18 protein-coding genes are annotated in these 20,400 nt (G+C 58.2%); 6 read left to right on the top strand and 12 right to left on the bottom strand.

Annotated elements, in window-relative coordinates:
* Nucleotides 1–20 precede the first annotated feature (20 nt).
* The 6 genes from BJF97_RS06475 to ecpR all read right to left on the bottom strand — a co-directional run bounded on the left by BJF97_RS06475 (nt 21) and on the right by ecpR (nt 6,889).
* Nucleotides 21–725, bottom strand: coding sequence for a fimbrial biogenesis chaperone (locus BJF97_RS06475; RefSeq protein WP_032693221.1), 705 nt, complete (start codon nt 723–725; stop codon nt 21–23).
* The gene (ecpD, locus tag BJF97_RS06470) at nt 694–2,307 is read right to left on the bottom strand and encodes a fimbrial adhesin EcpD (RefSeq protein ID WP_223239395.1); all 1,614 of its coding nucleotides are present in this window, start codon (nt 2,305–2,307) and stop codon (nt 694–696) included. The genes BJF97_RS06475 and ecpD overlap by 32 nt, the downstream gene beginning before the upstream one ends.
* A gap of 19 nt (nt 2,308–2,326) precedes the next feature.
* Nucleotides 2,327–4,852 carry a fimbrial biogenesis outer membrane usher protein gene (locus tag BJF97_RS06465; RefSeq protein ID WP_032693219.1) on the bottom strand — a complete coding sequence of 842 codons (2,526 nt, stop codon included), beginning with the start codon at nt 4,850–4,852 and terminating at the stop codon, nt 2,327–2,329.
* Nucleotides 4,853–4,877: 25 nt separating this feature from the next.
* Nucleotides 4,878–5,546, bottom strand: a complete 669-nt coding sequence (locus BJF97_RS06460) for a hypothetical protein (RefSeq protein WP_004848094.1) — start codon at nt 5,544–5,546, stop codon at nt 4,878–4,880.
* Nucleotides 5,547–5,605: 59 nt separating this feature from the next.
* Entirely contained in the window at nt 5,606–6,193 is a 588-nt protein-coding gene (gene ecpA / locus BJF97_RS06455; protein ID WP_014228102.1) for a common pilus major fimbrillin subunit EcpA, read from the bottom strand.
* Nucleotides 6,194–6,346: 153 nt separating this feature from the next.
* Nucleotides 6,347–6,889, bottom strand: a complete 543-nt coding sequence (gene ecpR / locus BJF97_RS06450; RefSeq protein ID WP_014228101.1) for an ECP biosynthesis operon DNA-binding transcriptional regulator EcpR — start codon at nt 6,887–6,889, stop codon at nt 6,347–6,349.
* 927 nt (nt 6,890–7,816) lie between these two features.
* On the opposite strand from ecpR, the gene phnC reads away from it, so the two are divergent.
* The 4 genes from phnC to phnE (BJF97_RS06430) all read left to right on the top strand — a co-directional run bounded on the left by phnC (nt 7,817) and on the right by phnE (BJF97_RS06430) (nt 11,443).
* A complete protein-coding gene (gene phnC / locus BJF97_RS06445) occupies nt 7,817–8,659 on the top strand; it encodes a phosphonate ABC transporter ATP-binding protein (protein ID WP_032693217.1) in 843 nt (280 codons plus the stop codon).
* Nucleotides 8,660–8,682: 23 nt separating this feature from the next.
* On the top strand, nt 8,683–9,624 hold the full coding sequence (phnD, locus tag BJF97_RS06440) for a phosphonate ABC transporter substrate-binding protein (RefSeq protein ID WP_009654530.1): 942 nt from the start codon (nt 8,683–8,685) through the stop codon (nt 9,622–9,624).
* A gap of 68 nt (nt 9,625–9,692) precedes the next feature.
* Nucleotides 9,693–10,565, top strand: coding sequence for a phosphonate ABC transporter, permease protein PhnE (gene phnE, locus BJF97_RS06435; RefSeq protein ID WP_025107218.1), 873 nt, complete (start codon nt 9,693–9,695; stop codon nt 10,563–10,565).
* Nucleotides 10,562–11,443 carry a phosphonate ABC transporter, permease protein PhnE gene (gene phnE / locus BJF97_RS06430; protein WP_014228098.1) on the top strand — a complete coding sequence of 294 codons (882 nt, stop codon included), beginning with the start codon at nt 10,562–10,564 and terminating at the stop codon, nt 11,441–11,443. Before phnE (BJF97_RS06435) ends, phnE (BJF97_RS06430) begins: the two co-directional genes overlap by 4 nt.
* A gap of 99 nt (nt 11,444–11,542) precedes the next feature.
* Here the strand turns inward: phnE (BJF97_RS06430) and BJF97_RS06425 are convergent, their stop codons facing one another.
* The gene (locus tag BJF97_RS06425) at nt 11,543–12,205 is read right to left on the bottom strand and encodes an HAD family hydrolase (RefSeq protein ID WP_014228097.1); all 663 of its coding nucleotides are present in this window, start codon (nt 12,203–12,205) and stop codon (nt 11,543–11,545) included.
* Nucleotides 12,206–12,317: 112 nt separating this feature from the next.
* Nucleotides 12,318–13,127 (bottom strand): sulfite exporter TauE/SafE family protein, encoded by an 810-nt coding sequence (locus BJF97_RS06420; protein ID WP_014228096.1) that lies wholly within the window; start codon nt 13,125–13,127, stop codon nt 12,318–12,320.
* Between the two features lie 100 nt (nt 13,128–13,227).
* On the opposite strand from BJF97_RS06420, the gene BJF97_RS06415 reads away from it, so the two are divergent.
* Nucleotides 13,228–14,025: an AraC family transcriptional regulator gene (locus tag BJF97_RS06415; RefSeq protein ID WP_014228095.1), complete on the top strand. Its 798-nt coding sequence runs from the start codon at nt 13,228–13,230 to the stop codon at nt 14,023–14,025.
* 7 nt (nt 14,026–14,032) lie between these two features.
* On the opposite strand, the gene BJF97_RS06410 is transcribed toward BJF97_RS06415, so the two are convergent.
* The 3 genes from BJF97_RS06410 to BJF97_RS06400 are packed head-to-tail and all read right to left on the bottom strand — an operon-like array spanning nt 14,033 to nt 18,152.
* Nucleotides 14,033–15,820: an aryl-sulfate sulfotransferase gene (locus BJF97_RS06410; protein ID WP_014228094.1), complete on the bottom strand. Its 1,788-nt coding sequence runs from the start codon at nt 15,818–15,820 to the stop codon at nt 14,033–14,035.
* A 23-nt stretch (nt 15,821–15,843) separates the two neighbouring features.
* Entirely contained in the window at nt 15,844–16,587 is a 744-nt protein-coding gene (locus BJF97_RS06405; RefSeq protein WP_032693216.1) for an ABC transporter ATP-binding protein, read from the bottom strand.
* Complete coding sequence (locus tag BJF97_RS06400; RefSeq protein WP_032693215.1) at nt 16,584–18,152, bottom strand: ABC transporter permease; 1,569 nt, start codon at nt 18,150–18,152, stop codon at nt 16,584–16,586. The genes BJF97_RS06405 and BJF97_RS06400 overlap by 4 nt, the downstream gene beginning before the upstream one ends.
* 222 nt (nt 18,153–18,374) lie before the next feature.
* Between BJF97_RS06400 and BJF97_RS06395 the strand changes: the two genes are divergently transcribed.
* Entirely contained in the window at nt 18,375–19,442 is a 1,068-nt protein-coding gene (locus tag BJF97_RS06395) for an ABC transporter substrate-binding protein (protein WP_032693214.1), read from the top strand.
* Here the strand turns inward: BJF97_RS06395 and BJF97_RS06390 are convergent.
* Entirely contained in the window at nt 19,439–20,383 is a 945-nt protein-coding gene (locus tag BJF97_RS06390; protein WP_032693213.1) for a LysR family transcriptional regulator, read from the bottom strand. The genes BJF97_RS06395 and BJF97_RS06390 overlap by 4 nt on opposite strands.
* Nucleotides 20,384–20,400: the final 17 nt, after the last annotated feature.

Here is a 20,400-nt window from a genome sequence, read left to right as displayed (position 1 = left end):
GCGCGAAAAAAGCTGCCCGGTTAGTTCACCGGGCAGTCTTTGGTCATTTTTATAAATTTATCGTTATAGATGATGTAGTGGTTCCCCGGTTGGCGCAGCGAGGCCTGGCGAACAACGTCCCCGGGCCGTAAATACCATGCATCCCCTTCCTCTTCCGTCGTATCGCACCCGGGCTTGATCAGCAGCTTAAACCAGGTATTCCCGGTATTGCTGACGGTGCCCGCCGCCCGATCGTAGGCCCACTTGAACCGTACCTCGCGCGGGCGCACAACCAGAATCGTGTCCATCACCACCACCGGATCCATACTCACCTCGGTACCGCTTTTATTGCGCATCACGTAATTGCGGGTGGGTATTTCACGAAAGGAGACCCGGTAATAGCGCTCACGGTCATCTTTCGGGCCGTGGTAGTAAAACTTAAAATACTCGCTCTCCCCCGCCTGCAGGGTAAGCTGACGCGGGGCAAACAGCAGCTCGCCGTCCGCCGGGCGAGAACGCACCTCTTTGCCGCCGGGGCGGTCGATAGCGACAATAGAAACCCGATACAACCGGGCGCTTTTATTGTTATTAATCACCCGCTTAGACGCGAAGTTATCTTCCGCCGCCAGCGAGAAAGTTAAATTACCCACCGAGATGGCCTGCGCCGCGGTCGCCAATCCGAGCGACAGCAGGCAGATAAGCATCCGCAGCAAATTAGTTAATGTTACGCCACGTCGCCTGAACATGAATTTCTCCTGAAGCACTCACTTCACCAAACCAGCCGTTATCTTCCACCGTGCGCAGCGATATCGGGTTATCCATCGGAATGGAAAACGTTACCGTCGTTTTGTCCATCTGACCGACGTCGCCGGAGATATCCGTCCACGGCGTGGTTAACCACAGGGCGTCGGTCATATCGCGCCAGGTATCATCGCATCCGGCATCGTAGGTTTTGATGGTCCCGGTCTGGGTGGTAAACGCCAGCGTCGCCGGGAACGGTACTCTCGACGTGCCGTCGGGTGAACTAAAAATACAGTATGAACGTCCGCCGATCGCCTGCGTTGGCCCGGTCACTTTAATGAGCACTTCATCGGCGGCGGTTTTGCCGCTGGTGGTGACAATATAGCCAAAGTCCAGCGACGGCTCGCCGCTGCCCACGTAGCCTTCGCGCGTCGGCGCCGAAATGTACTCATCGGAAATAATGCTGATGCTGAAGTCGCGCGGTTTAATAATCAGGGTGTTGGAGGTCGAAAACTCGTACCAGCCTGACTCCGGCGAGGTGGTGTTATAGAAACGGAAATTAAACAGGTCTTTGGTGTTCACGTCGCTGATGCCCAGCGTGACCATCTGCTTAAAAAAGTTGCTCGAGAAAAATACGTAAACCGAGTCAGATGATTTCATCTCATTAAACGTATAGTACTGGGAGATGCCGCTCACCGGCTTCCATGAATTCCCATCCAGGCTGAACTGCATATCATAACTTCCGACCGCGGAAGCCAGCGCCGAGTTGCTGATTGCCGGGAAAATATGAATTGAGGTATTACTCAGGCCATTGTGCTGCAAATTGTAGTTCACCATTTTGCAGCTCAGACCGGAACGGGAGCCGATAGTCTGGGTGCGGCAGTCGGCGTTCCCCTCGCCCAGCGTCGGGACCCCGTCGCTGTTGATAAAGACTTCCGCCAGCGCATGGGTGTTAATCAGCTTCAGGTTTGCCGCTTTAGTATGGGTGACTTTACGCACGTACCAGCTTCCTGAAGCCTGATCTTTACAGCGCGCGCCGCTGGTTGCGTCATAGTTCACCGAAGTCTGACAGGAGTTGATGGTCATCGAGAAACTGCTGCCCACCGACATCTGCTGCAGATACTGGTAGAAAGCGTCGGACATCATGCCGTGCATCCACTTTTGTCCGCCGGAGGTCACCGTCGCGCCGTAGAAACCGCTGGCATCGCTGGTTTGCGGCAGAATCAGGCTGGTGGCCATGTCGCAGCCCGCATACCAGTTGATACAGCGCAGCCCCTGTAACGGATGAGATGTGGGGGAGTTATCCAGCCACATATCAAACTTCCAGTTGGCAATCAGGCCGGTGTTATAGCCATTGTCGATATAGCCCAGGCTCTGCTGATAAATGGTGCCCGAGCCGTTATATTTCAGCCCGGTCCAGCGGTTAGCCCCGGTCATTCGCGGGTCCAGCGCGCCGCCCGGGGTAACAAAGAAGTTATCGTCCGAGTTGTTTTCCACGAAAACAAACTGCATGGCCGCCGCATCCGGCCAGGTGGTTTTGGTGACCGCGGCGTTGACCCGCGTCACGCACAGCGCCGCCGTGAACATCACTAAACATGCCAGCCATTTAGCTTTCATTACCTTCTCCTGTCTGCTGCGTGCGGGCATAAGTGGAGAGGCCGCTACAGACCACATCGCCCACCCACACCGCGCCGCGCGCCTGGCTCAGCTCCAGCGCCACTTCGCAGCTCTGGTTTTTACCGTAACTGAAATCGATGGTGGGATATTTTTTATCCACGTCCATCACAAACTCACCGTTCTCATCGGTGCGGGTACGACCGATATGGTTATTAATCCGCGCGTTAGCCAGCAGCGTGCCGTCTTCCGCGCGGATACGCCCGGAGACCGTCACCATCTGCTTCACTTCCGGCTCAATCACCGCCACGTTGCCCGGATAAAGGGTCAACTGGCTCTTACGCCCGGTCACGATATCGTAGCTATCGAGCGAGTTTTTACTGTTCTGCAGCTCCACTTCATAACGGCTGTACGGCGACAGCGGCAGGTAATTACGGTTGCCGGAGAGCTGCACAATGCGGCCGTTAACCTTGGCGCTGAGCTTGCCGTCATCCTCAAGGCCGGTTTTGAAAATCACCCCGGCGTTGCCGTCGGTGCGGCCGCTGGCGGCGATATTTTTCCCCTGCCAGCCCACGCTGCCGTTGGCGGTCAGGTTGGTGTTCACATAGCCATCCACGCCGCTGTTCACATTCAGCGTGCCGGTGGAGTAGCGGGTATCAAACTGAGCATACGCGCCGCCGCTGAGGGTTTTGTCATCGCCGGTATCGCCGGAAATGGCGCGCGAAACGTTCGCGCCGATGGTGCGAATACTGCCTTCATCAAACTGTTTACGCGCCGACAGGTTGGCCATGGTGTAACCGTTCTGGTGCGTCATCCCGGCGCTGAACCAGTTGCCGAGCGGCAGCGAGAAATCGAGCGCAATATATTTCCCGGTGCTGGCGCTGCTGTCGCCGTTATTAAAGCGCTGTACGCCCGCGCGCAGGCCCAGCGATCCCCATGAGCCGGTGTAAAGCGTCTGGTAGTAATCCGCCGTGTAGTAATGGCTGTTATAGCGGCGGTCGTCGTTATAGCTGATGCTGAAGGTACCCAGCTTTGACCAGAGTGAATTGAGGTTCAGCGTGCCGCCGATGGCCCGGTTGTCGGCATTACTGCGCCGTATCCGGTCGCCAATCTGCGTTTTTTCCTGGTTGACCCACACCGAACTAAAGCCGCCGGGCAGCGTGGCGCTGATGCTGCCGATGCTGCTCCAGGAGCTGTCGCTGGCCAGCATATTCTGCAGGTTCACGTTAATGGACTCGGTGATCGGCAGGGTCAGGCGCGTCTCGGCGACGGCGTTGTTATCATAGCCGTAGCCGGTGGCCGCCCAGCTTAAGGTACTGAACGACCCGGAGGCCGAGGCCCCCGCCAGCCAGCTATCTTTTGCCGGAAGCGTTTTTTTACCGCTTTCGGACCAGCGATCCATATGGAAGCTGCCGCCCCAGAATTGCCAGGCCAGCGGCGCGCCGGCGCCGCGTCCGCGGCTGAACAATTTATTGACCCGCTGGGTGCGTTTGCTGACCACCCGGCCGTTCACAATCACTTCAACATCGACATCATAAATCCCGTACGGCAGGCCGCGGGTGTCGACTTCATGGTTACCCATGGCAAAGTTCTGCACGCTCATCAGGCGTCCGTCGCGGGTCAGATGGACTTCCCCGGCGGCGGGTAAAAAGGCGACCACCGGGGTGGCCGACTGGGTGTTATCGAACACCGTCGAACTGGCCTGGTTGCCCCAGGAAGCGCCGTAGATCTTCCCTGCCGAAACGGCGGTCATCGGGCCAAGGGACTGTAAATTCCAGGTATCCAGCATCCCGCCCGCAAAGCGGTGACCGGCAAAGTCGCGTTCATACATCGCTTTATAGACGTCGCTGTCCTGATTGCCGGAGCCAATACCGTAAAGCGAGCCGTCCAGCACCACGTGGTGCTCGCGCAGCGCGGTGACGTTGTTCAGCGACAGATAGCTGGAGGTGTTATTGCCGCCGTTGCGCATCTGGTTGTTATAGACCCCGAGGTTATAGTTCAGGGTGCTGCTAAGGGTGTTGACGCTGGACTGACCGATATCTTCGCTGCGCGAGCGCAGCACCGTACCCAGCGCCTCTTTTTTTACCACCAGCTGCAGGAGCAGCTGGCGCAGGCTGAGCTGTAGCCGGGCGTCATCCGTCAGGCTAATGTTAAGATCTTTGCTGAAAGCTTCATTGGCCAGCGCGGTCAGCTGTTTGCGGGTCTGCTCGCTGACGGTGGCGTTATTATCGTTTTCTTCCAGCTGAATTTGCCGAACGCGCAGAACGCCATTATCCAGCCAGATAAAGGCATTGCCGATCCGCTGATCGTCCTGGGTACCGGTGCTGCCTTCAAGATGAATAAACAGTGGGATGCTCATTCCGTCCTGCAGCGCCTGGCTGAAGGCCTGAGGGATAATCACGCCGCCGATTTGCTGTACTTTGTCGGTGGCGGCAGTGACGCTAAACGGAACCAGCAAAATGACCATGCCGGAGGCAAGGAGTGTTTTTAATCCTGGAGCGTTCCCTGGTAGAGCCATAATGTTGATCCGTCAGAAGAAATGTCTATTTCACGGGAACAAACTGCTCGCCCTGCCAGAGCGCGACCCGTCCTTTTTTATCCGCCACATTCACGCGCGTGAAGCGCCGTTCTTTTCCCGGCATCAGGAAATAATTTTCCTTGCACTCTTTACCGTCAGCCGGCTTCAGACACGGGCCGTAGGCAAGAATGCGCAACGTCGCGTTACCGGTATTGACCAGCGTGCCGTTGGCGTACTGATAGCGGAAATTGGCTTTTCTTGGCGCGACCACCAGGATGGTGCCGATCCGCGCCGAGGCCGTCGCTACCGCGCTGCGGGTCGAGCCATTGCGCTGGGCATCGCTGAGCGCCTGATCGAACCAGACAATGCGGTAATAGCGTTCTTTATCGTCCGCCGGGCCTTTGTAGAAAAAGCGGATCACGTCGCTGGCCTTCGCGGGCAGCAGCAGACTGGCGGGGGTCAGTAAAATCTCGTCCTGCTTATCCATCGGGATCACCTTGCCACCGTCCAGCGGCGAAGAGAGGCGTTCCATATGGATGTTAATTAAGCGACCGCTGTCGGTCGTGTTCTTGATCTCTTTGCTCAGCGTGCTGCTGCCGCTGTTCATAAATGAAGAGATATCGCCCACATCCAGCGCCAGGGCTGGCGTCATTGTGCTGAGCAACAGGCTGATGGCCAGAATGTGTTTTTTCATATGAATTCAATCCGTGAAATAAGGCAGGGGGAGCCCCCCTGCCTGGTGCTACGTGAGGATCAGCTGGTCCAGGTCGCGTCGAACTGTACGCTGACGTCGCCGCTCCAGATACCTTCCGGCAGAGCGCTGTAGTCAGTAACGGCAGTGGTGCCATCGGTGGTGCCGCTGATGATGGAGAACGTGAAGCCGTCCTGAGCGGTGGTGCGACCGGCGACGTTATAGCCGTTAGACAGCGCGCTGAGGTTGCCGCCCAAGATGCCCGCCGCGGTGTCGATCATGGTGGTGTCAGCCGTTTTTTCGACCGCAGCGCCGTTGTAGTCAACGCCCACGCTCAGGGTGGAACCAGAGGTATCCAGCTGAGTCAGGGTGTTGGTGATCAGACGAGAGGTCAGTTTGAATGCGGTCGCGGTGGCGTCGCCTTCGATAGCCACATCAAACAGGCCTTTCTGTGAGTTAAAGCCTTTAATCCCTTCGGCATACTGGAAAGCCAGGCTGCCCAGCGGAGTCACCACCAGCTTGCTGGTAGTGTCTTTTTTGGCGGTTGCGGACCAGGTAGCGACTGCCTGAGCAGTAACGTCAGCTGCCTGAGCGACACCCATACCGGCAAACGCGGTTACCAGAGCAATTGCAAGAACCTTTTTTTTCATAGCTTTTTCATCCTGAGTTTATTAAGGGACCTGATGTCCCACGTCTGTGTGCATTCCCGCCATAGTTCAGGCCGCATCATTATTATCTGCGACGCAAATTATTTTGGGTGTTACGACCCGGTGCACAATTTTAAAAACAACGTTTATTACTAATTACAGCGCTAACTTATATATCTTTGAATACAGTTTGGCCTCGGCATTTCGTCGATGGGTATAAACCGTTTTCACACTACAATTTTCAATCTTGGCAATAGATTTCGGGTGCATTCCCTGTGCCGTCATCCGAATTATTTGCATTTCCCTGTTGGTAATTTTGTCTTTCTTTATATCTTTACGTAGAAAACGGCCGTTGATAACGTATGCCAGCTCCTGACGAATATCCTTGGCTAAGTCCACATAGACCACGCCACGAATAGCACCATTGTAATACCAGTAGTTGGCCAGCGCTTCCGAGCGCCTCGCGGCAATTAATACAATTTGCTTGCCTTTCATTTCAGCCAGCCACTCGCTATCGCGGCGGATAAAATAGTTCAGCGAACTGGCGCTAAGATTAATAAATACAAACTCCCGGCGTACCTTTTCAAGCGACAGGTAAATCAGGTCATCAATATCAATAATTAGCTCAGCGAGTCCTTTTAAAAAATAGCTGTCATGCGCTGGCCAGATGCACTGGTCCAAAGAATATTTATAATCCATATAAAGTTAAACCCCATAGTCCTGGAAATCTTGAACGTATCGCAACACTGCTGATAGCCCAGGCCTGCAAAGTCTAAGTCAGCAAATTCCCTCTTTAATATATTCAATCAAAATTCAAAATAGTATTGCTAGAGATAAAGAGCACTAAATGACTTGCTTGTTTCTTGTGTTACCAAATTTAGGATTTTTCTCCATGTGTGTCAATAAGTGCGCAAAGGGCTAATTACCGACCAGGTCAATTTAAGTCAGAAGAATAAAAATAAGGATATTGAGTTAAACACAAAAACCATTGGTTTTCATACGGTTATTGGTGGGATATGCGTAGATTCTTAAGTGAATATTATATGTTCCAGGATCTTAGCCATTAGTTGTTAAGACTATTCTTAATCGCACTTTTATTTAAAAAAGCGAAAAAACCGAACAAATTCAAAAAATAAGAATATAAAACCAATAAACAACACAAAATCAGTGGTTAATTTCATTAATTAGCGTAAATAATGGAATTACACGCCGCACAAAAGGGATAGTCACCGACTAAAAATTTTCCGCCGCGAATCGTAATCCAGTACCTGAAGATTATCTACTCGGTTAAACCGACTCAGATATAAGAATTGCACGAGCGTCCAGAGTCGTCCCGTTGTACCCGCGGCGATAGCATTACCCGGCTAATGTCGCATAAAACGCGTCATCTTTATCAGATGAAATACGTATCATTATTAATCTCATGCGCTATCGCGTATTAAAGGTAGGCAGAGTATTCTCAGATGCCCGATTGCTAATGCAAAAGTGTGATCCATGACGAACTTTTTTTCCAACAAATAGGCCAGCTTTCGCATCCGTTCACTATTTGTTCGCCTTACTGTCATCCGGCAGTCATATAAAACACCATTAATAGTGCCCAGTTTACTGACGAACCTGGACGCATTTATGAACAGTTCCCTGGCTGCGGTGGCAGAAACCGATTATCAACCGTTTACGCCGCCCTTTATCGACCGGCAGCGTAAGGTCCTGAGCGTACGCAACCTGAGCAAATCCTACAGCGCGCAGCAAACCGTACTGGACGGCATCAGTTTCGATCTTCATGCGGGCGAGCTGGTTGGCGTCATTGGCCGCTCCGGCGCCGGAAAGTCAACGCTTCTGCACGTACTGAACGGTACCCACAGCGCCAGCGGCGGCGAGATCCTCAGCTATCCGGAAGTGGGTACGCCGCAGGACGTATCAAAGCTGTCAGGCCGCGCGCTAAACGCCTGGCGCAGCCAGTGCGGCATGATCTTTCAGGATTTCTGCCTGGTCCCGCGTCTCGACGTTTTGACCAACGTGCTGCTGGGTCGCCTGAGCCAGACCCCCACCCTGAAATCATTATTCAAAGTTTTCCCCGACGCGGACCGCGCCCGCGCCATCTCCCTGCTGGAATGGATGAATATGCTGCCGCATGCGCTACAGCGGGCGGAAAACCTCTCCGGCGGCCAGATGCAGCGCGTGGCGATTTGCCGGGCGCTGATGCAAAACCCGGGTATTTTGCTGGCCGATGAACCGGTCGCTTCCCTCGACCCAAAAAATACGCAGCGGATTATGAATGTCCTGCGCGAAATTAGCGAACAGGGTATCAGCGTGATGGTAAACCTGCATTCGGTGGAGCTGGTGCGTGAATATTGCACGCGGGTCATCGGCGTAGCCAAGGGCAAGATTATTTTTGACGATCATCCCACGCAGCTGAATCAGGATATTCTGCATCGGCTGTACGGCGATGAAATTAGCCAATTGCATTAAATTTCACTCACACGGGCAAAATAATGAAAAAGTACATCACTGGCGCAGTTCGTTTATCCGCAGCGGTTGCAGGCATTATGATGGCGTGGCAGGCAAGCGCTGCTGAACAACCGAAGGAATTAAATCTGGGCATCCTTGGCGGTCAGAACGCAACCCAACAAATTGGTGATAACCAGTGCGTTAAACAGTTTCTTGATAAGGAGCTGAAGGTCGATACAAAATTACGTAACTCTTCCGACTATTCCGGCGTGATTCAGGGATTGCTGGGCGGAAAAGTTGACGTGGTCTTAAGTATGTCGCCGTCATCATACGCTTCCGTTTATATTAACAACCCTAAAGCCGTCGATATTGTCGGGATTGCCGTAGATGATAAAGATCAGTCCCGCGGCTATCACTCGGTGGTGATTGTCAAAGCCGACAGTCCGTATAAAAAGTTAGAAGATCTGAAAGGCAAAGCGTTTGGCTTCGCCGATCCGGACTCCACTTCCGGCTTTTTAATTCCCAACCACGCCTTTAAACAGCAGTTCGGCGGCACCTCGGATAATAAATATAATAACTTCTTCTCCAGCGTGACCTTCTCCGGCGGCCACGAGCAGGATATTCTGGGCGTGCTGAACGGTCAGTTTGCCGGCGCGGTGACCTGGACCTCGATGGTGGGTGATTATAATAGCGGCTACAGCGTCGGCGCCTTCAACCGACTGATTCGCATGGATCACCCGGATTTGATGAAGCAAATCCGCATTATTTGGCAATCGCCGCTGATCCCGAACGGCCCAATCCTGGTCAGCAATTCCCTGCCTGCTGACTTTAAGGCCAAAGTCGTCACCGCGATTAAAAAGCTGGATACCGACGATCACGCCTGCTTTATCAAAGCGATGGGCGGCACGCAGCATATCGGCCCGGGCAGCGTAGCCGATTTCCAGCAGATCATTGATATGAAACGCGAACTGGTTACCGCGCGTTAATCCCGCCCTGACGCCGTCGCCCGGCCAGTCTCGCGGGCGGCGGCGACTCGTTGAAGACACAGCGACGCATGAATAATACCCATACCGAATTCGAACGCTATTACCAGCAGGTCCGCTCGCGACAAAAGCGCGACACCTTTAGCTGGTCCCTGCTGCTGCTGGCGCTCTATTTTGCCGCCGGCAGTATGGCCGAGTTTAATCTCTTTACTATCTGGCACTCGCTGCCCAATTTTCTCGATTACATGTTTGAGACGCTGCCGACGCTGCACGTCGCCGACCTGTTTGCCGATTCGCACACTAAAGGCTCTCTGGCTTACTGGGGCTATCGTCTGCCCATTCAGCTGCCGCTTATCTGGGAAACGCTGCAGCTGGCGCTGGCGTCCACGCTGGTGGCGGTGGCGATTGCCACCCTGCTGGCGTTCGTTGCGGCCAACAACGCCTGGTCCCCTGCCCCGCTGCGTTTTGCCGTCCGCGTGCTGGTGGCTTTTCTGCGCACCATGCCGGAGCTGGCGTGGGCGGTGATCTTCGTGATGGCTTTTGGTATCGGGGCGATCCCCGGCTTTCTGGCATTAATGCTCCACACCATCGGCAGCCTGACCAAGCTGTTCTATGAAGCGGTGGAGAGCGCCCAGGATAAACCGGTACGCGGCCTGGCCGCCTGCGGCGCGTCGCATCTGCAGCGTATCCGCTTTGCCCTGTGGCCGCAGGTGAAACCCATCTTTCTCTCCTACGGCTTTATGCGCCTCGAAATTAACTTCCGCTCCTCAACGATCCTCGGGCTGGTGGGCGCGGGCGGCATCGGCCAGGAGCTGATGACCAATATCAAACTGGACCGGTACGATCAGGTCAGCATCACGCTGCTGTTGATTATTATCGTGGTATCGCTGCTGGATATGCTATCCGGCCGCCTGCGGCAGTGGGTTCTGGAGGGGAAAAAATGAGTCAGTGGCAAAATCAACCGGATATCGCCGCCAGCCGTCGCCAGCATCGGCATTTATACCAGGCCCAGGGGCGCTATTTGCGCTACGTCGGCCTGCTGACGCTGGCCAGCGCCCTCTACTATGTCTGGTTCTTTATGCAGTTCGGCATCAGCGGCGAGCAGCTCGCCACGGGGCTGCAGCAAATCAGCCGCTATCTGCTACGGATGTTCGTCTGGCACGACTTTTTCAACTGGCCGTTTCGCTATTACTTCACGCAAATCGCCATTACCCTGGCGATTGTTTTCGCCGGGACGCTTACCGCGACGGTCATCGCCCTGCTGCTCTCGTTTCTGGCGGCGCGGAATATTATGCGCGGCGTGATTCCGGGAACGATCGCCCTGCTGATGCGCCGGTTGTTCGACGTGCTGCGCGGTATCGATATGGCTATCTGGGGGCTGATTTTTGTCCGCGCCGTGGGGCTCGGGCCGCTGGCCGGGGTGCTGGCGATAATTATGCAGGATACCGGGCTGCTGGGCCGACTGTACGCAGAGGGACACGAGGCGGTTGACCGCTCGCCGGGACGCGGCCTGACGGCGGTGGGGGCGAACGGTTTGCAGAAGCACCGTTTCAGCATTTTTACCCAGTCTTTCCCGACGTTCCTGGCGCTGAGCCTGTATCAGATTGAATCGAATACCCGTTCCGCCGCGGTGCTCGGCTTTGTCGGCGCGGGAGGCATTGGCCTGATTTATGCGGAAAATATGCGTCTGTGGAACTGGGACGTAGTGATGTTTATTACCCTGCTGCTGGTGGCGGTGGTGATGGCGATGGATACGCTGTCCGCCTGGCTGCGCCGCCGCTATATCGGCGGCAGCGTGGTGCCGCTGTTTAAAGCTGATTAGTTTTTCCCGGGAGGCGGTGCTGCGCACCTGTCCGGGCTACCCAAACGGCACGAAAAAGTAGCCCGGGTAAGGCGTTTACGCCGCGACCCGGGGGAAAAATCACAGCCGCCACGCCAGCACCGGCCACTGGTGCTGCGCGTTCGCCGCCGCCAGCTGCGGGCACGGATTGACCAGCCGTACGCGATCGGCATGCAGGCACAGCGGCAGGTCGTTGATCGAGTCGGTGTAGAAGGTCACCTCCCCCGAGTATTCAGGATGCGCCTGTTGCCACTGCGCCAGGCGCACCACCTTCCCCTGCTGATAGCTCGGCGTACCGGCAATCACGCCGCTATAGCCGCCATCGGCCATCTCAACGTCAATCCCCAGCGCCTGTTCGATACCCAGCTGCGCCGCCACCGCCTGCACCAGCAGGCTGACCGAGGCCGAGATCACCAGCATCTGCTCGCCTTTAGCCTGTAAAGTCCGAATCAGATCCCACGCCTGGGGATACACGCGCGGCATAATTTCATCGCGCACGCAGCGCGCCAGCAGCGCGTCCACGTCCCGCTTTGCGACGCCAATCAGCGGCGCCTGAATCAGAGCCACATAATCGGCGATATTCATTTCGCCGCGGTCATAGTCGTCCATCAGCATCGCTTCCCGCGCCAGGTAATCGGGATCGTTTACCCAGCCTTCGCGCACCATAAAGCGGCTCCACAGCGTACTGCTGTCGCCCTTAATTAACGTATTATCCAGATCGAAAATGGTCAGCGTTTTACCCATCGTTTATTTTCCTTTATCGGCCACGGCGTCTCGCGAGAGCATGCGCAAGAAAAATGACAGCAGAATGACCCGGGCAAAACGCTCGGATGGATGCGCAGCGCCGCGACCCTCATTATCCCCACACGCTCATCACCAGCAGCACGGCAATCAGCAATAGCGGATAAATTCGCACATGCCAGCGGTCCGGTAAACGCGCCAGCCAGCGGGAGGCGATTTTTAACCCCAGCCAGCTTCCCGCCACCAGCTGCGCCGCCGCCGACAGCCAGATATTGCCGACAAACCCATTCGGTAACGCCACCGGCGAGAGCCAGGCCATCAACAGCCAGGTTAGCGTCGCCGTTGCCGCCAGCGGCAGCGTCAGCACGTTGGCCATCCCCGCCGCTTCAGCCATCAGCACGCCGCGACGGCGCATCAGAGGGACGGTCATCACGCTTCCACCCACGCCGAGAAAAGAGGCGATCAGGCCAATGATCCCCCCTACCGTTAGCTCATGGGGCACCGTCGGTATCACCCGGTGGGATGGCGGGGTCATAAATCCGGCGCGAAGGTAGCAATCGGCAACGGTTGCCAGCAGATAGATAACGAACAGCCAGCGGATCCACGCCCCGCTCGTCTCAAGCGCCAGCAGCGCGCCCGCCGTTCCGCCAACGGCAATGCCGGTGAGCATGGCCCATAAGCGGCGCCAGAGGAGGGTACCGGTACGCGCGTGTCGCCAGCTCGCCAGCAGCGCGGAGCAAAGCATGACCAGCGCCGAGGTGGCGACGGCGATGTGCATCGCCTGTTGCCCGACGACGCTTTGCGCGCCCCACGCGCCGGTCACCAGGAAATAGAGCAGCGGGACGGTGACGAAACCGCCGCCGAAGCCAAAGAGCCAGGTGGTCACGCCGGAAAGTATGCCGCACAGAAAAAGCCAGTCGCTCATTCGCACTCCTCCACAAAAGGAGGTAACGATATAGAATAACACCGTGGCCGGCTTACGCTTTAAAGCCAATCTATTACGAATTTCAGCCAGGGCTATCTTCATGCGCAACGTTGCGATTAATGACGTCGACCATCTTCCTCGCCGGGTGCTGGCGCTGGGCAGCGACTATCCGCCCAACACGCTTCTGGAGCGACATAGCCACCGCCGGGCGCAGTTTCTGTACGCCATGCACGGATTAATGAAGGTCGAAACGGACGACGGCCAGTGGCTGGTGCCGCCGTTCAGCGGGGTCTGGATCCCGGCGACGAAACCGCATCGCGTCTGGATGCCCGGCGTCAGCACCCACAGCCTGTATATTGACGCGCGGGACGCCCCGCGGGAAAGCGAACGCTGCGAAGTCTTACAGGTTTCTCCGCTGACCCATCAGCTGCTGCTGGCCGCCTGTCAGCTACCGCTGCTGTACGACGAGAGCGGGCGCGATGCCGTCCTGATTGCGCTGCTGCTCCATGAACTGCGCGCCGCCGCGCCGCTGCCGATGTTTACGCCGCTTCCGCAGAACAGCCACCTCGCGGCGCTATGCGGCGATTTTCAGCGCCAGCCGAGCATCCGCAGTACGCCGCAGCAGTGGGCGCAAAAACTGAGTAAAAGCGTACGCACGTTTAATCGTCTGTTTCGCCGGGAGACCGGGATGGCGTTTTGCGACTGGCGCCAGCAGGCATGCCTGATGTACGCCATGACGGCGCTGCGCGAGGGGCGTTCGGTTACCGAAGTCGCGCTCAGTCTGGGCTATGAGTATCCGGCCGCCTTTACCGCGATGTTCCGCAAAGCGATGGGCTATTCGCCGATGGCGTTTATCCGCCAGATAAACGGCGAACCGGCACGCGCCAGCCCGCCGTAGTCGCGGATTACCCGGCTGCGCGATGCAGCCAGTCGAGCAGCGTGTCCACCAAGAGCTGCGCAGGTGCGCGCGATGCTGGCTGCCCCGGTTTAATCAGCAGCAGCGTCGGCAGGCCGCGCACGCCGAGGTCGCTCGCCAGATCCTGATGCCGGTCGGCATCCAGATAGCGCGTATCCAGCTGAGCAAGCCGCGGGCTGAGCTTTTCATGCGCCAGCAGCTGCCAGAGCTTGCGGCAGTGCACGCAGCGTTCCGCGCCGACGAACAGCAGAACCGGCCGTTCGCTCTCCAGCTCGCTCGCCGCGCTTATCGGCGTGAACGCGCTTTCCGCGACGCGGAACAGCTTCGGACTGCGGCGCAGGGTATCGTTATCGGTTGCCACGCACAGCGCATCGGCGCTTTTACTGTACGGCTGTACGCCCGCCACCCGCACCACGCTCTGCGCCGGACCGGCCGCCGCCGCGCCGGGCTGGCGCAGGGTTCGTACATCGACCGCCGCAATCGGCGTCTCCTGCGGCTGCGCCAGCTGCGGGATCCAGCCGTAGGGAATGCGGTAGGCGCGATAGACCATATTGTTGTTCAGGGTCTTGCCCCAGAACGGCGAAATATACTCCCAGACGATCTCGTGGTCGCGGGTCACTTCGAAAATGCGCCCGTTCGATCCTTCGTTAATCAGGGTATTGCCGTTTTCCAGGCGCTGCATATTGCTGATGTAGGGGCTGTAAAAGCGGTACGAATCGGTTGGCTGCGGCAGATCCGCTTCATAGGGCGAGTAGCGCCATTCGATATCGAGGGTCAGCGGGTTGATCTCCAGGATCCGTGAATAATCGCGCCAGGCGTTTTTCACCCCGTCCGCCGACGCCGGATTCGGCGCGCCGTATCCGGCCCAGCCGCCGTTATCGAAAATCAGGATATTACCCGCGCCCGGCAGCCCCTGCGGGATCATATGCGCATGGTGCTGGCCGATGATCCAGCCGATGTGCTTCAGCTCCGGTTTGCTGTAGTCCGGGCCCAGCTGCCAGACGATCTTGCCGCTCTGTTTGTCGATAATGGCAATAATGTTGGATTCGCGGGCGTCCCAGATAATGTTGTCGGGATGAAAACGCGTATCGCCGGCGTCGTACCACTTATTCGGCCCCAGCGCCGACATCGAGTTGATATGCATCCAGTCGCCCATTCCGCCGCCGCTGGCGCGCATATTCGGGTTGTTGTAGAGCGCGGTGCGCGCCGCATCGTCGAAGCCCAGCTCGTGAAAATGGTCGCTGCAGCGCCACTCCCACACCACGTTACCCTGCCAGTCGACTTCGATAATGGTGTCGTCCAGCAGCAGCTTGTCGGAGATCGCTTCATTCACCAGATTGGTGTGGGCGAGGATCAGGGTATTGCCGCCATCCACCTGCGGCTCCAGCCCCGGCGCGTAATAGCCCACCGGGTTGCCCGCCCGCTGATAGTCATGATGCGCGCGCGCCATCCAGCGCGTGGCGTTGCCGGGATCGCTCACCTGCTCGTAGCGGTCGAATTTCCAGGTGACGTTGCCTTCCCAGTCCACCTGGATCAGATCGAGCATATCCTGCATGCCGTAGCGCGGGTCGCGCTCGCCGCTGTGGCCAAGGATTGCGCCGCCGGGCAGGATTTTATTGGGAAACCCGTGCAGTTCAGGCCATTCGCGCACCACGCGGCCGTTCATGTCCACCAGCACCGCGCCGTGTTCGGTGGCCTGGAAAAGGGTATAGCCGCTCCAGGCGCGCTGCGGATCGTAGAGGGTGGCGCCGGTCGGGTAGACGGAAGGATGTCCCATATGTTGCTCCTTAAATAATAGAATCAGGCAGAAGTAATCAGGTTGCGAATCTGGCGGCAGGCGGCGGTAAACGCGGCATCATCGCGCTGGCGCGGATGGGGCAGCGCCAGGTTTACCACTTCCCGTATCCGCCCCGGACGCGGCGAAAGCACGACGACGCGATCGGCCAGGGCGACGGCTTCTTCCACATCGTGCGTCACCAGCAGCGTGGTGGTTCCCGCGCGCTGGTGGATCTGTAAAAGTTCCTGCTGCAGGGTGTGGCGCGTCAGGGCATCCAGCGCGCCGAAAGGCTCGTCGAGCATCAGGATCTGCGGACGGGCCACCAGGCCGCGGGCAATAGCCACCCGCTGGGCCATGCCGCCGGAGAGCTGCGAGGGCAGCGCGTTGACGAATTCGCTGAGCTGCACGCGCTCCAGCATTTCCAGCGCCCGCTGGCGCTTCGCCGCCCGGCTGAGCTTTTCATCCGCCAGGCCGAGCATCACGTTGTCGAGCACGTTAAGCCAGGGAAACAGGCGCGGCTCCTGAAACACAATGCCGCGCTCTTTGCCCACGCCGGTGACCGGCTCGCCGTTAATGCAAATATCGCCCTGGGTCGCTGATTCAAGGCCTACCAGCATCCGCAGCAGCGTCGATTTACCGCAGCCGCTGCTGCCCACCAGCGCCACCAGTTCACCGGCGGCGATATCCAGGCTGAAATTCTGTAGCGCCGTCACCTGTTGCCAGGATTTACGCACGTGGCGAAAAGAGACCAGGGTTGAAGAGGTCATAGCTGCTCCTGTTGACGCCAGCGGGTGGCGCGCATTTCCAGTAAACGTCCGGCTTTATCCAGCGCCGCGCCGGTAATACCGACCAGCACCATGCCGCAGAGAATGGTGGGCATATCCAGCAACTGCTGGGCATTGATCATCAGGCTGCCGATGCCGACGCCGGAGGACATGAAATATTCCGCGCCGATATTGCCAAGCCAGGCGTAAATCAGCGCCAGCCGCAGACCGGCGAAGATCCCCGGCGCCGCGCCGGGAAGAATAACCCTGCGCAGGCGCGCTAACTCGCCCAGGCGCAGTACTCTGGCGACTTCATCGAGCTGCGGGTTACGCTGAAGCACGGCCTGCAGGGTGCTGAAGAACATCGGAAAGAACGACGCCAGCGCGATAAAAACGATTTTGCCGCCGTTATCGTTGCCCACCCATGCGGTCAGCAGCGGCAGCCAGGCAAACAGGGCGATATGGCGCAGCACGTTGAGCGTGGGCGTGAAGATTTGCCCGGCGCGCGGGCGCAGCGCCAGCAGCAGTCCGCAGAGCAGGCCCCCCGCAATCCCCAGCGCGCCGCCGACAAAGGCTCGCCCGAGGCTTGCCAGCATCGCCGCGGTCAGCTCCCCGCTCAGGGCGCCCTGAATAAAACGCGTCGCCACCGCCAGCGGCGAAGAGAACAGCGCGCCATCGATCCAGCCCCACTGGCTTGCCAGCTGCCACAGCGCCAGCAGGACCAGCGGCAGCTGCAGCGCCCGCCAGCTGGCCTGCGGTTTCCACGCCAGGCGTCCGGCGGCAGGCTGCGGCCAGAACACCAGACGGGCACAGGCGCGGTTCGCCGCCCACTCCATCAGCATGCCGCTCAGCCCCACGACCGCAATGGTGACGAAGACGATATCCAGCTGAAACAGCTGGCGGCCCCAGACCATCAGGTAGCCAATGCCTTCTGAAGAGGCCAGCAGTTCGACGACGATAAGCGACACCCAGGCCTGCGATAGCGCCAGACGCAGGCCGGTAAACCAGCCCGGCAGGCTTGCGGGGATCACCAGCCAGCGCAGCCGCTGCCAGCGGGAAAAGTTCATCACCTTTGCGGCTTCGCTCAGGGTCAGCGGCACGCCGGCCATCGCCTGCTGCGTGTTAATGGTCATCGGCACTACGGTGGTTTTGATGATAACCGCCAGCTTGAGGCCGTTATCAATCCCGAACAGCACCATAAACAGCGGGATCCAGCCGAGCGTCGGGATTTGCGCCAGCGCGTAGAACAGCGGTTCCACCCGCTGCGCGGCGGCCGGCACCAGGCCGAACAGCGCGCCGAGCAGCGTCCCAGCGATGGCACCCAGCAGCAGGCCAAGCGCCAGATGCTGAAGGCTGAATCCCCATTGCGCCAGCAGATCCCCACTCAGCAGCGATAGCGCGGTATCGGCAACCACCGACGGCGCGGGCAAAATTTGCTCCGGCATCCATCGTTCGCGGGCGGCGATGTACCACAGCAGCAGCAGTAACGCAGGCAGCAGCCACGGCCAGCCGTTAAGCCTGAAGCCCGGCCTGCCTGGGGCATCGGTTCTTAAGATCATCTGCGACATATCGGTCCACTTTTCGGCAAGTTATGCCGCTATCAAAACGTGACTTCTCCTTCGCCGCCATTGCGTAAGGCGAATAATCCCGATGCATCGAATGCATTTCAGCCTGCCGGGCGCGCGGCGTTTGATTTAGCTTTTTTTCACCCAAGCTTGGCGAATAAAAGCATTTAACACGCAGCCCGTTGGCTCTTTAGGGTGAGAAAAAACTCAGGAGAGCAACACGTTATGATGAAAGCATTTTTTAGCCGCACCGTGCTGGCGCTGGTGGCGGTTATCGGCCTGGCGGCCAGCGCGCAGGCCGAAGCGCTGCGTACCATTCGCATCGGCGTACCGGACCAAAGCGCGGGCAGCAAGCCGTTTATTGAGGGGCCGGTCGGCATGGCGTTTATCCGCCATCAGCTGGAAGAGGCGTTTAAACCGCAGGGTGTGGAAGTGCAGTGGCAGTTTTTCAAAGGCGCGGGCCCAGCGGTAAATGAAGCCTTAGCCAACCGCCAGCTGGATTTTGTCTACCTCGGCGATCTGGCGGCGATCATCGGTAAAGCCAACGGGCTGCCGACGCGCCTGCTGCTGGGCAGCCGCGGCTCGGAATCCTGGCTCGCGGTAACCAAAGCCTCGGGGATTAAAACGCTGGCCGATCTGAAAGGCAAACGGGTCGCGGTATATCGCGGCACGGCGGACCAGCTGGCCTTTGACCGGGCGCTGCAAACCGTCGGCCTCAATGAGCGCAGTTTGCAGGCGATCAACCTTGACTGGAACGCCGGCAAAGCGGCGCTGGCGGCAGGTCGCGTCGATGCGGTGTGGGGCGGCGTTTCGCTGCTGGCGCTGCGCGGCGATAAGATTGATGTGGTCGTCAAAAGCGGTGACTCCGGCCGCCAGAACACGACTCAGGCGGGGTTCCTCGGCACGCAGGCGTTTATAGACGCCTGGCCGCAGGCGACCCAGCAGATCGTTAACGTGTTGGTGAAGAACGCCGCGGAAATCAGCGACCCGGCCAATCGCGACGCCTGGTCCGCCGAGATGGCGCAGCAGAGCCAGATCCCGCAGGCGCTGTTTCTCGAAGAGCTGCAGCCGCAGGATCTGAACTTTACCACCTCGCCGCGTATCGATCCGTTCCTGACCGACAGCTTTAGCAATAGCGTCGAACAGGCTAAATCCGGGCGGCTAATCCGCAGCGCTTTAGACGTCAGCCAGTGGGTAGACGGCCAGTTTGTCGAGCAGGCGCTGAAAGCCCAGGGGCTGGAAAACCGCTGGCCGCAGTACGATGCCAAAGGCCAGGCGAAAAACGCCGGTTAACCCCTATCCTCCTGCGCCAGCAGCTGAAGCTGATGCTGACGATCGGTATGAAGGATAATCTCAATCAGCTTCTCCACCAGCGGCGGCTGGGCCGCGTGAACCGGAGAGATAATGGCAAACCGGGTCTGCATCAGCCGCCACTCCTCAGGCAGATCGCTGAGCTCCAGCTTAACCAGCCGATGGCTGTGCTGACATAGCGCGAAGCCGTCCTCGCTGGCGAAGCTAATTGCGCTGGTCTGCGCGAGGGTGGCAAGCAGCGCGTAGATATGATCGCACTGAATCGCCGGGGTAAAGTCCTGCTGCTGGCTGAGGGTCGCCAGCACCTTGCGCACGCCCGGCGGCAGATAGGGGGCGGCAAAGGGGTAGCGCAGCATCGCCTGGATAGAGACCGGCCCCTGTTTGGCCAGCGGATGATCGGCATGGCAGACGAAAAAGCAGCGCTGCGGGCTGAGCGGCTGCACGCGCAGCTGCGGGTCGAGCTCGGCCTGCCAGCTGTCGGCAACCACAAAAGGGTAGAGCTGAGAGGTCAGCGCCTGATGCAGCGCCAGCCAGTTATCAATCTGAAAGCGCACCCTCGCCTGCGGCAAAAGGCGATGAAACTCGCCGACGGCGGCCGGAATCAGACTTGCGGCAGGGGCCGGGCCGCAGCCAAAAGCGACCTCGCCGTTTTGCGCATCGTCCGCTTCGCGCAGCTGGCTGCTGAGCTCCACGTTCAGCTCCTGAAAGCGGCGGGCGTAGGGCAGCAGCTTTTGCCCGTGCAGGGTGAGCGTCGGTAGCTTGCTCTGGCGATCGAATAACGGATGGCCGACGATCTGCTCCAGCGCCTGAATGCTGCGGCTGAACGCCGACTGCGACAGGCACACCGCCTCCGCCGCGCGATTAAAACTGCCGTATTCAACTAACGCGACAAAGTTGCGCAGTTGACGAAAATCCAGATGCATTAGCCCGCCCCACTCTC

Origin of the sequence: Klebsiella sp. LTGPAF-6F (genome assembly GCF_001753185.1) — a bacterium.
GTDB classification, from domain to species: domain Bacteria; phylum Pseudomonadota; class Gammaproteobacteria; order Enterobacterales; family Enterobacteriaceae; genus Klebsiella; species Klebsiella michiganensis.
Note: the sequence above shows the minus strand (reverse complement) of the source record. Positions and strands in the feature narration are given on the sequence as shown.

Bases quoted from the DNA above. Each gene is read 5' to 3' on its own strand.
- BJF97_RS06425 (WP_014228097.1), bottom strand. From the start codon at position 12,205: ATGGGTAAAACGCTGACCATTTTCGATCTGGATAATACGTTAATTAAG.
- BJF97_RS06460 (WP_004848094.1), bottom strand. From the start codon at position 5,546: ATGAAAAAACACATTCTGGCCATCAGCCTGTTGCTCAGCACAATGACG.
- ecpA (WP_014228102.1), bottom strand. From the start codon at position 6,193: ATGAAAAAAAAGGTTCTTGCAATTGCTCTGGTAACCGCGTTTGCCGGT.
- BJF97_RS06475 (WP_032693221.1), bottom strand. From the start codon at position 725: ATGTTCAGGCGACGTGGCGTAACATTAACTAATTTGCTGCGGATGCTT.
- phnC (WP_032693217.1), top strand. From the start codon at position 7,817: ATGAACAGTTCCCTGGCTGCGGTGGCAGAAACCGATTATCAACCGTTT.
- phnE (WP_014228098.1), top strand. From the start codon at position 10,562: ATGAGTCAGTGGCAAAATCAACCGGATATCGCCGCCAGCCGTCGCCAG.
- BJF97_RS06465 (WP_032693219.1), bottom strand. From the start codon at position 4,852: ATGGCTCTACCAGGGAACGCTCCAGGATTAAAAACACTCCTTGCCTCC.
- phnD (WP_009654530.1), top strand. From the start codon at position 8,683: ATGAAAAAGTACATCACTGGCGCAGTTCGTTTATCCGCAGCGGTTGCA.
- BJF97_RS06395 (WP_032693214.1), top strand. From the start codon at position 18,375: ATGATGAAAGCATTTTTTAGCCGCACCGTGCTGGCGCTGGTGGCGGTT.
- BJF97_RS06410 (WP_014228094.1), bottom strand. From the start codon at position 15,820: ATGGGACATCCTTCCGTCTACCCGACCGGCGCCACCCTCTACGATCCG.
- BJF97_RS06400 (WP_032693215.1), bottom strand. From the start codon at position 18,152: ATGTCGCAGATGATCTTAAGAACCGATGCCCCAGGCAGGCCGGGCTTC.
- BJF97_RS06415 (WP_014228095.1), top strand. From the start codon at position 13,228: ATGCGCAACGTTGCGATTAATGACGTCGACCATCTTCCTCGCCGGGTG.
- BJF97_RS06420 (WP_014228096.1), bottom strand. From the start codon at position 13,127: ATGAGCGACTGGCTTTTTCTGTGCGGCATACTTTCCGGCGTGACCACC.
- ecpR (WP_014228101.1), bottom strand. From the start codon at position 6,889: ATGGATTATAAATATTCTTTGGACCAGTGCATCTGGCCAGCGCATGAC.
- ecpD (WP_223239395.1), bottom strand. From the start codon at position 2,307: ATGTTCACGGCGGCGCTGTGCGTGACGCGGGTCAACGCCGCGGTCACC.
- phnE (WP_025107218.1), top strand. From the start codon at position 9,693: ATGAATAATACCCATACCGAATTCGAACGCTATTACCAGCAGGTCCGC.
- BJF97_RS06405 (WP_032693216.1), bottom strand. From the start codon at position 16,587: ATGACCTCTTCAACCCTGGTCTCTTTTCGCCACGTGCGTAAATCCTGG.
- BJF97_RS06390 (WP_032693213.1), bottom strand. From the start codon at position 20,383: ATGCATCTGGATTTTCGTCAACTGCGCAACTTTGTCGCGTTAGTTGAA.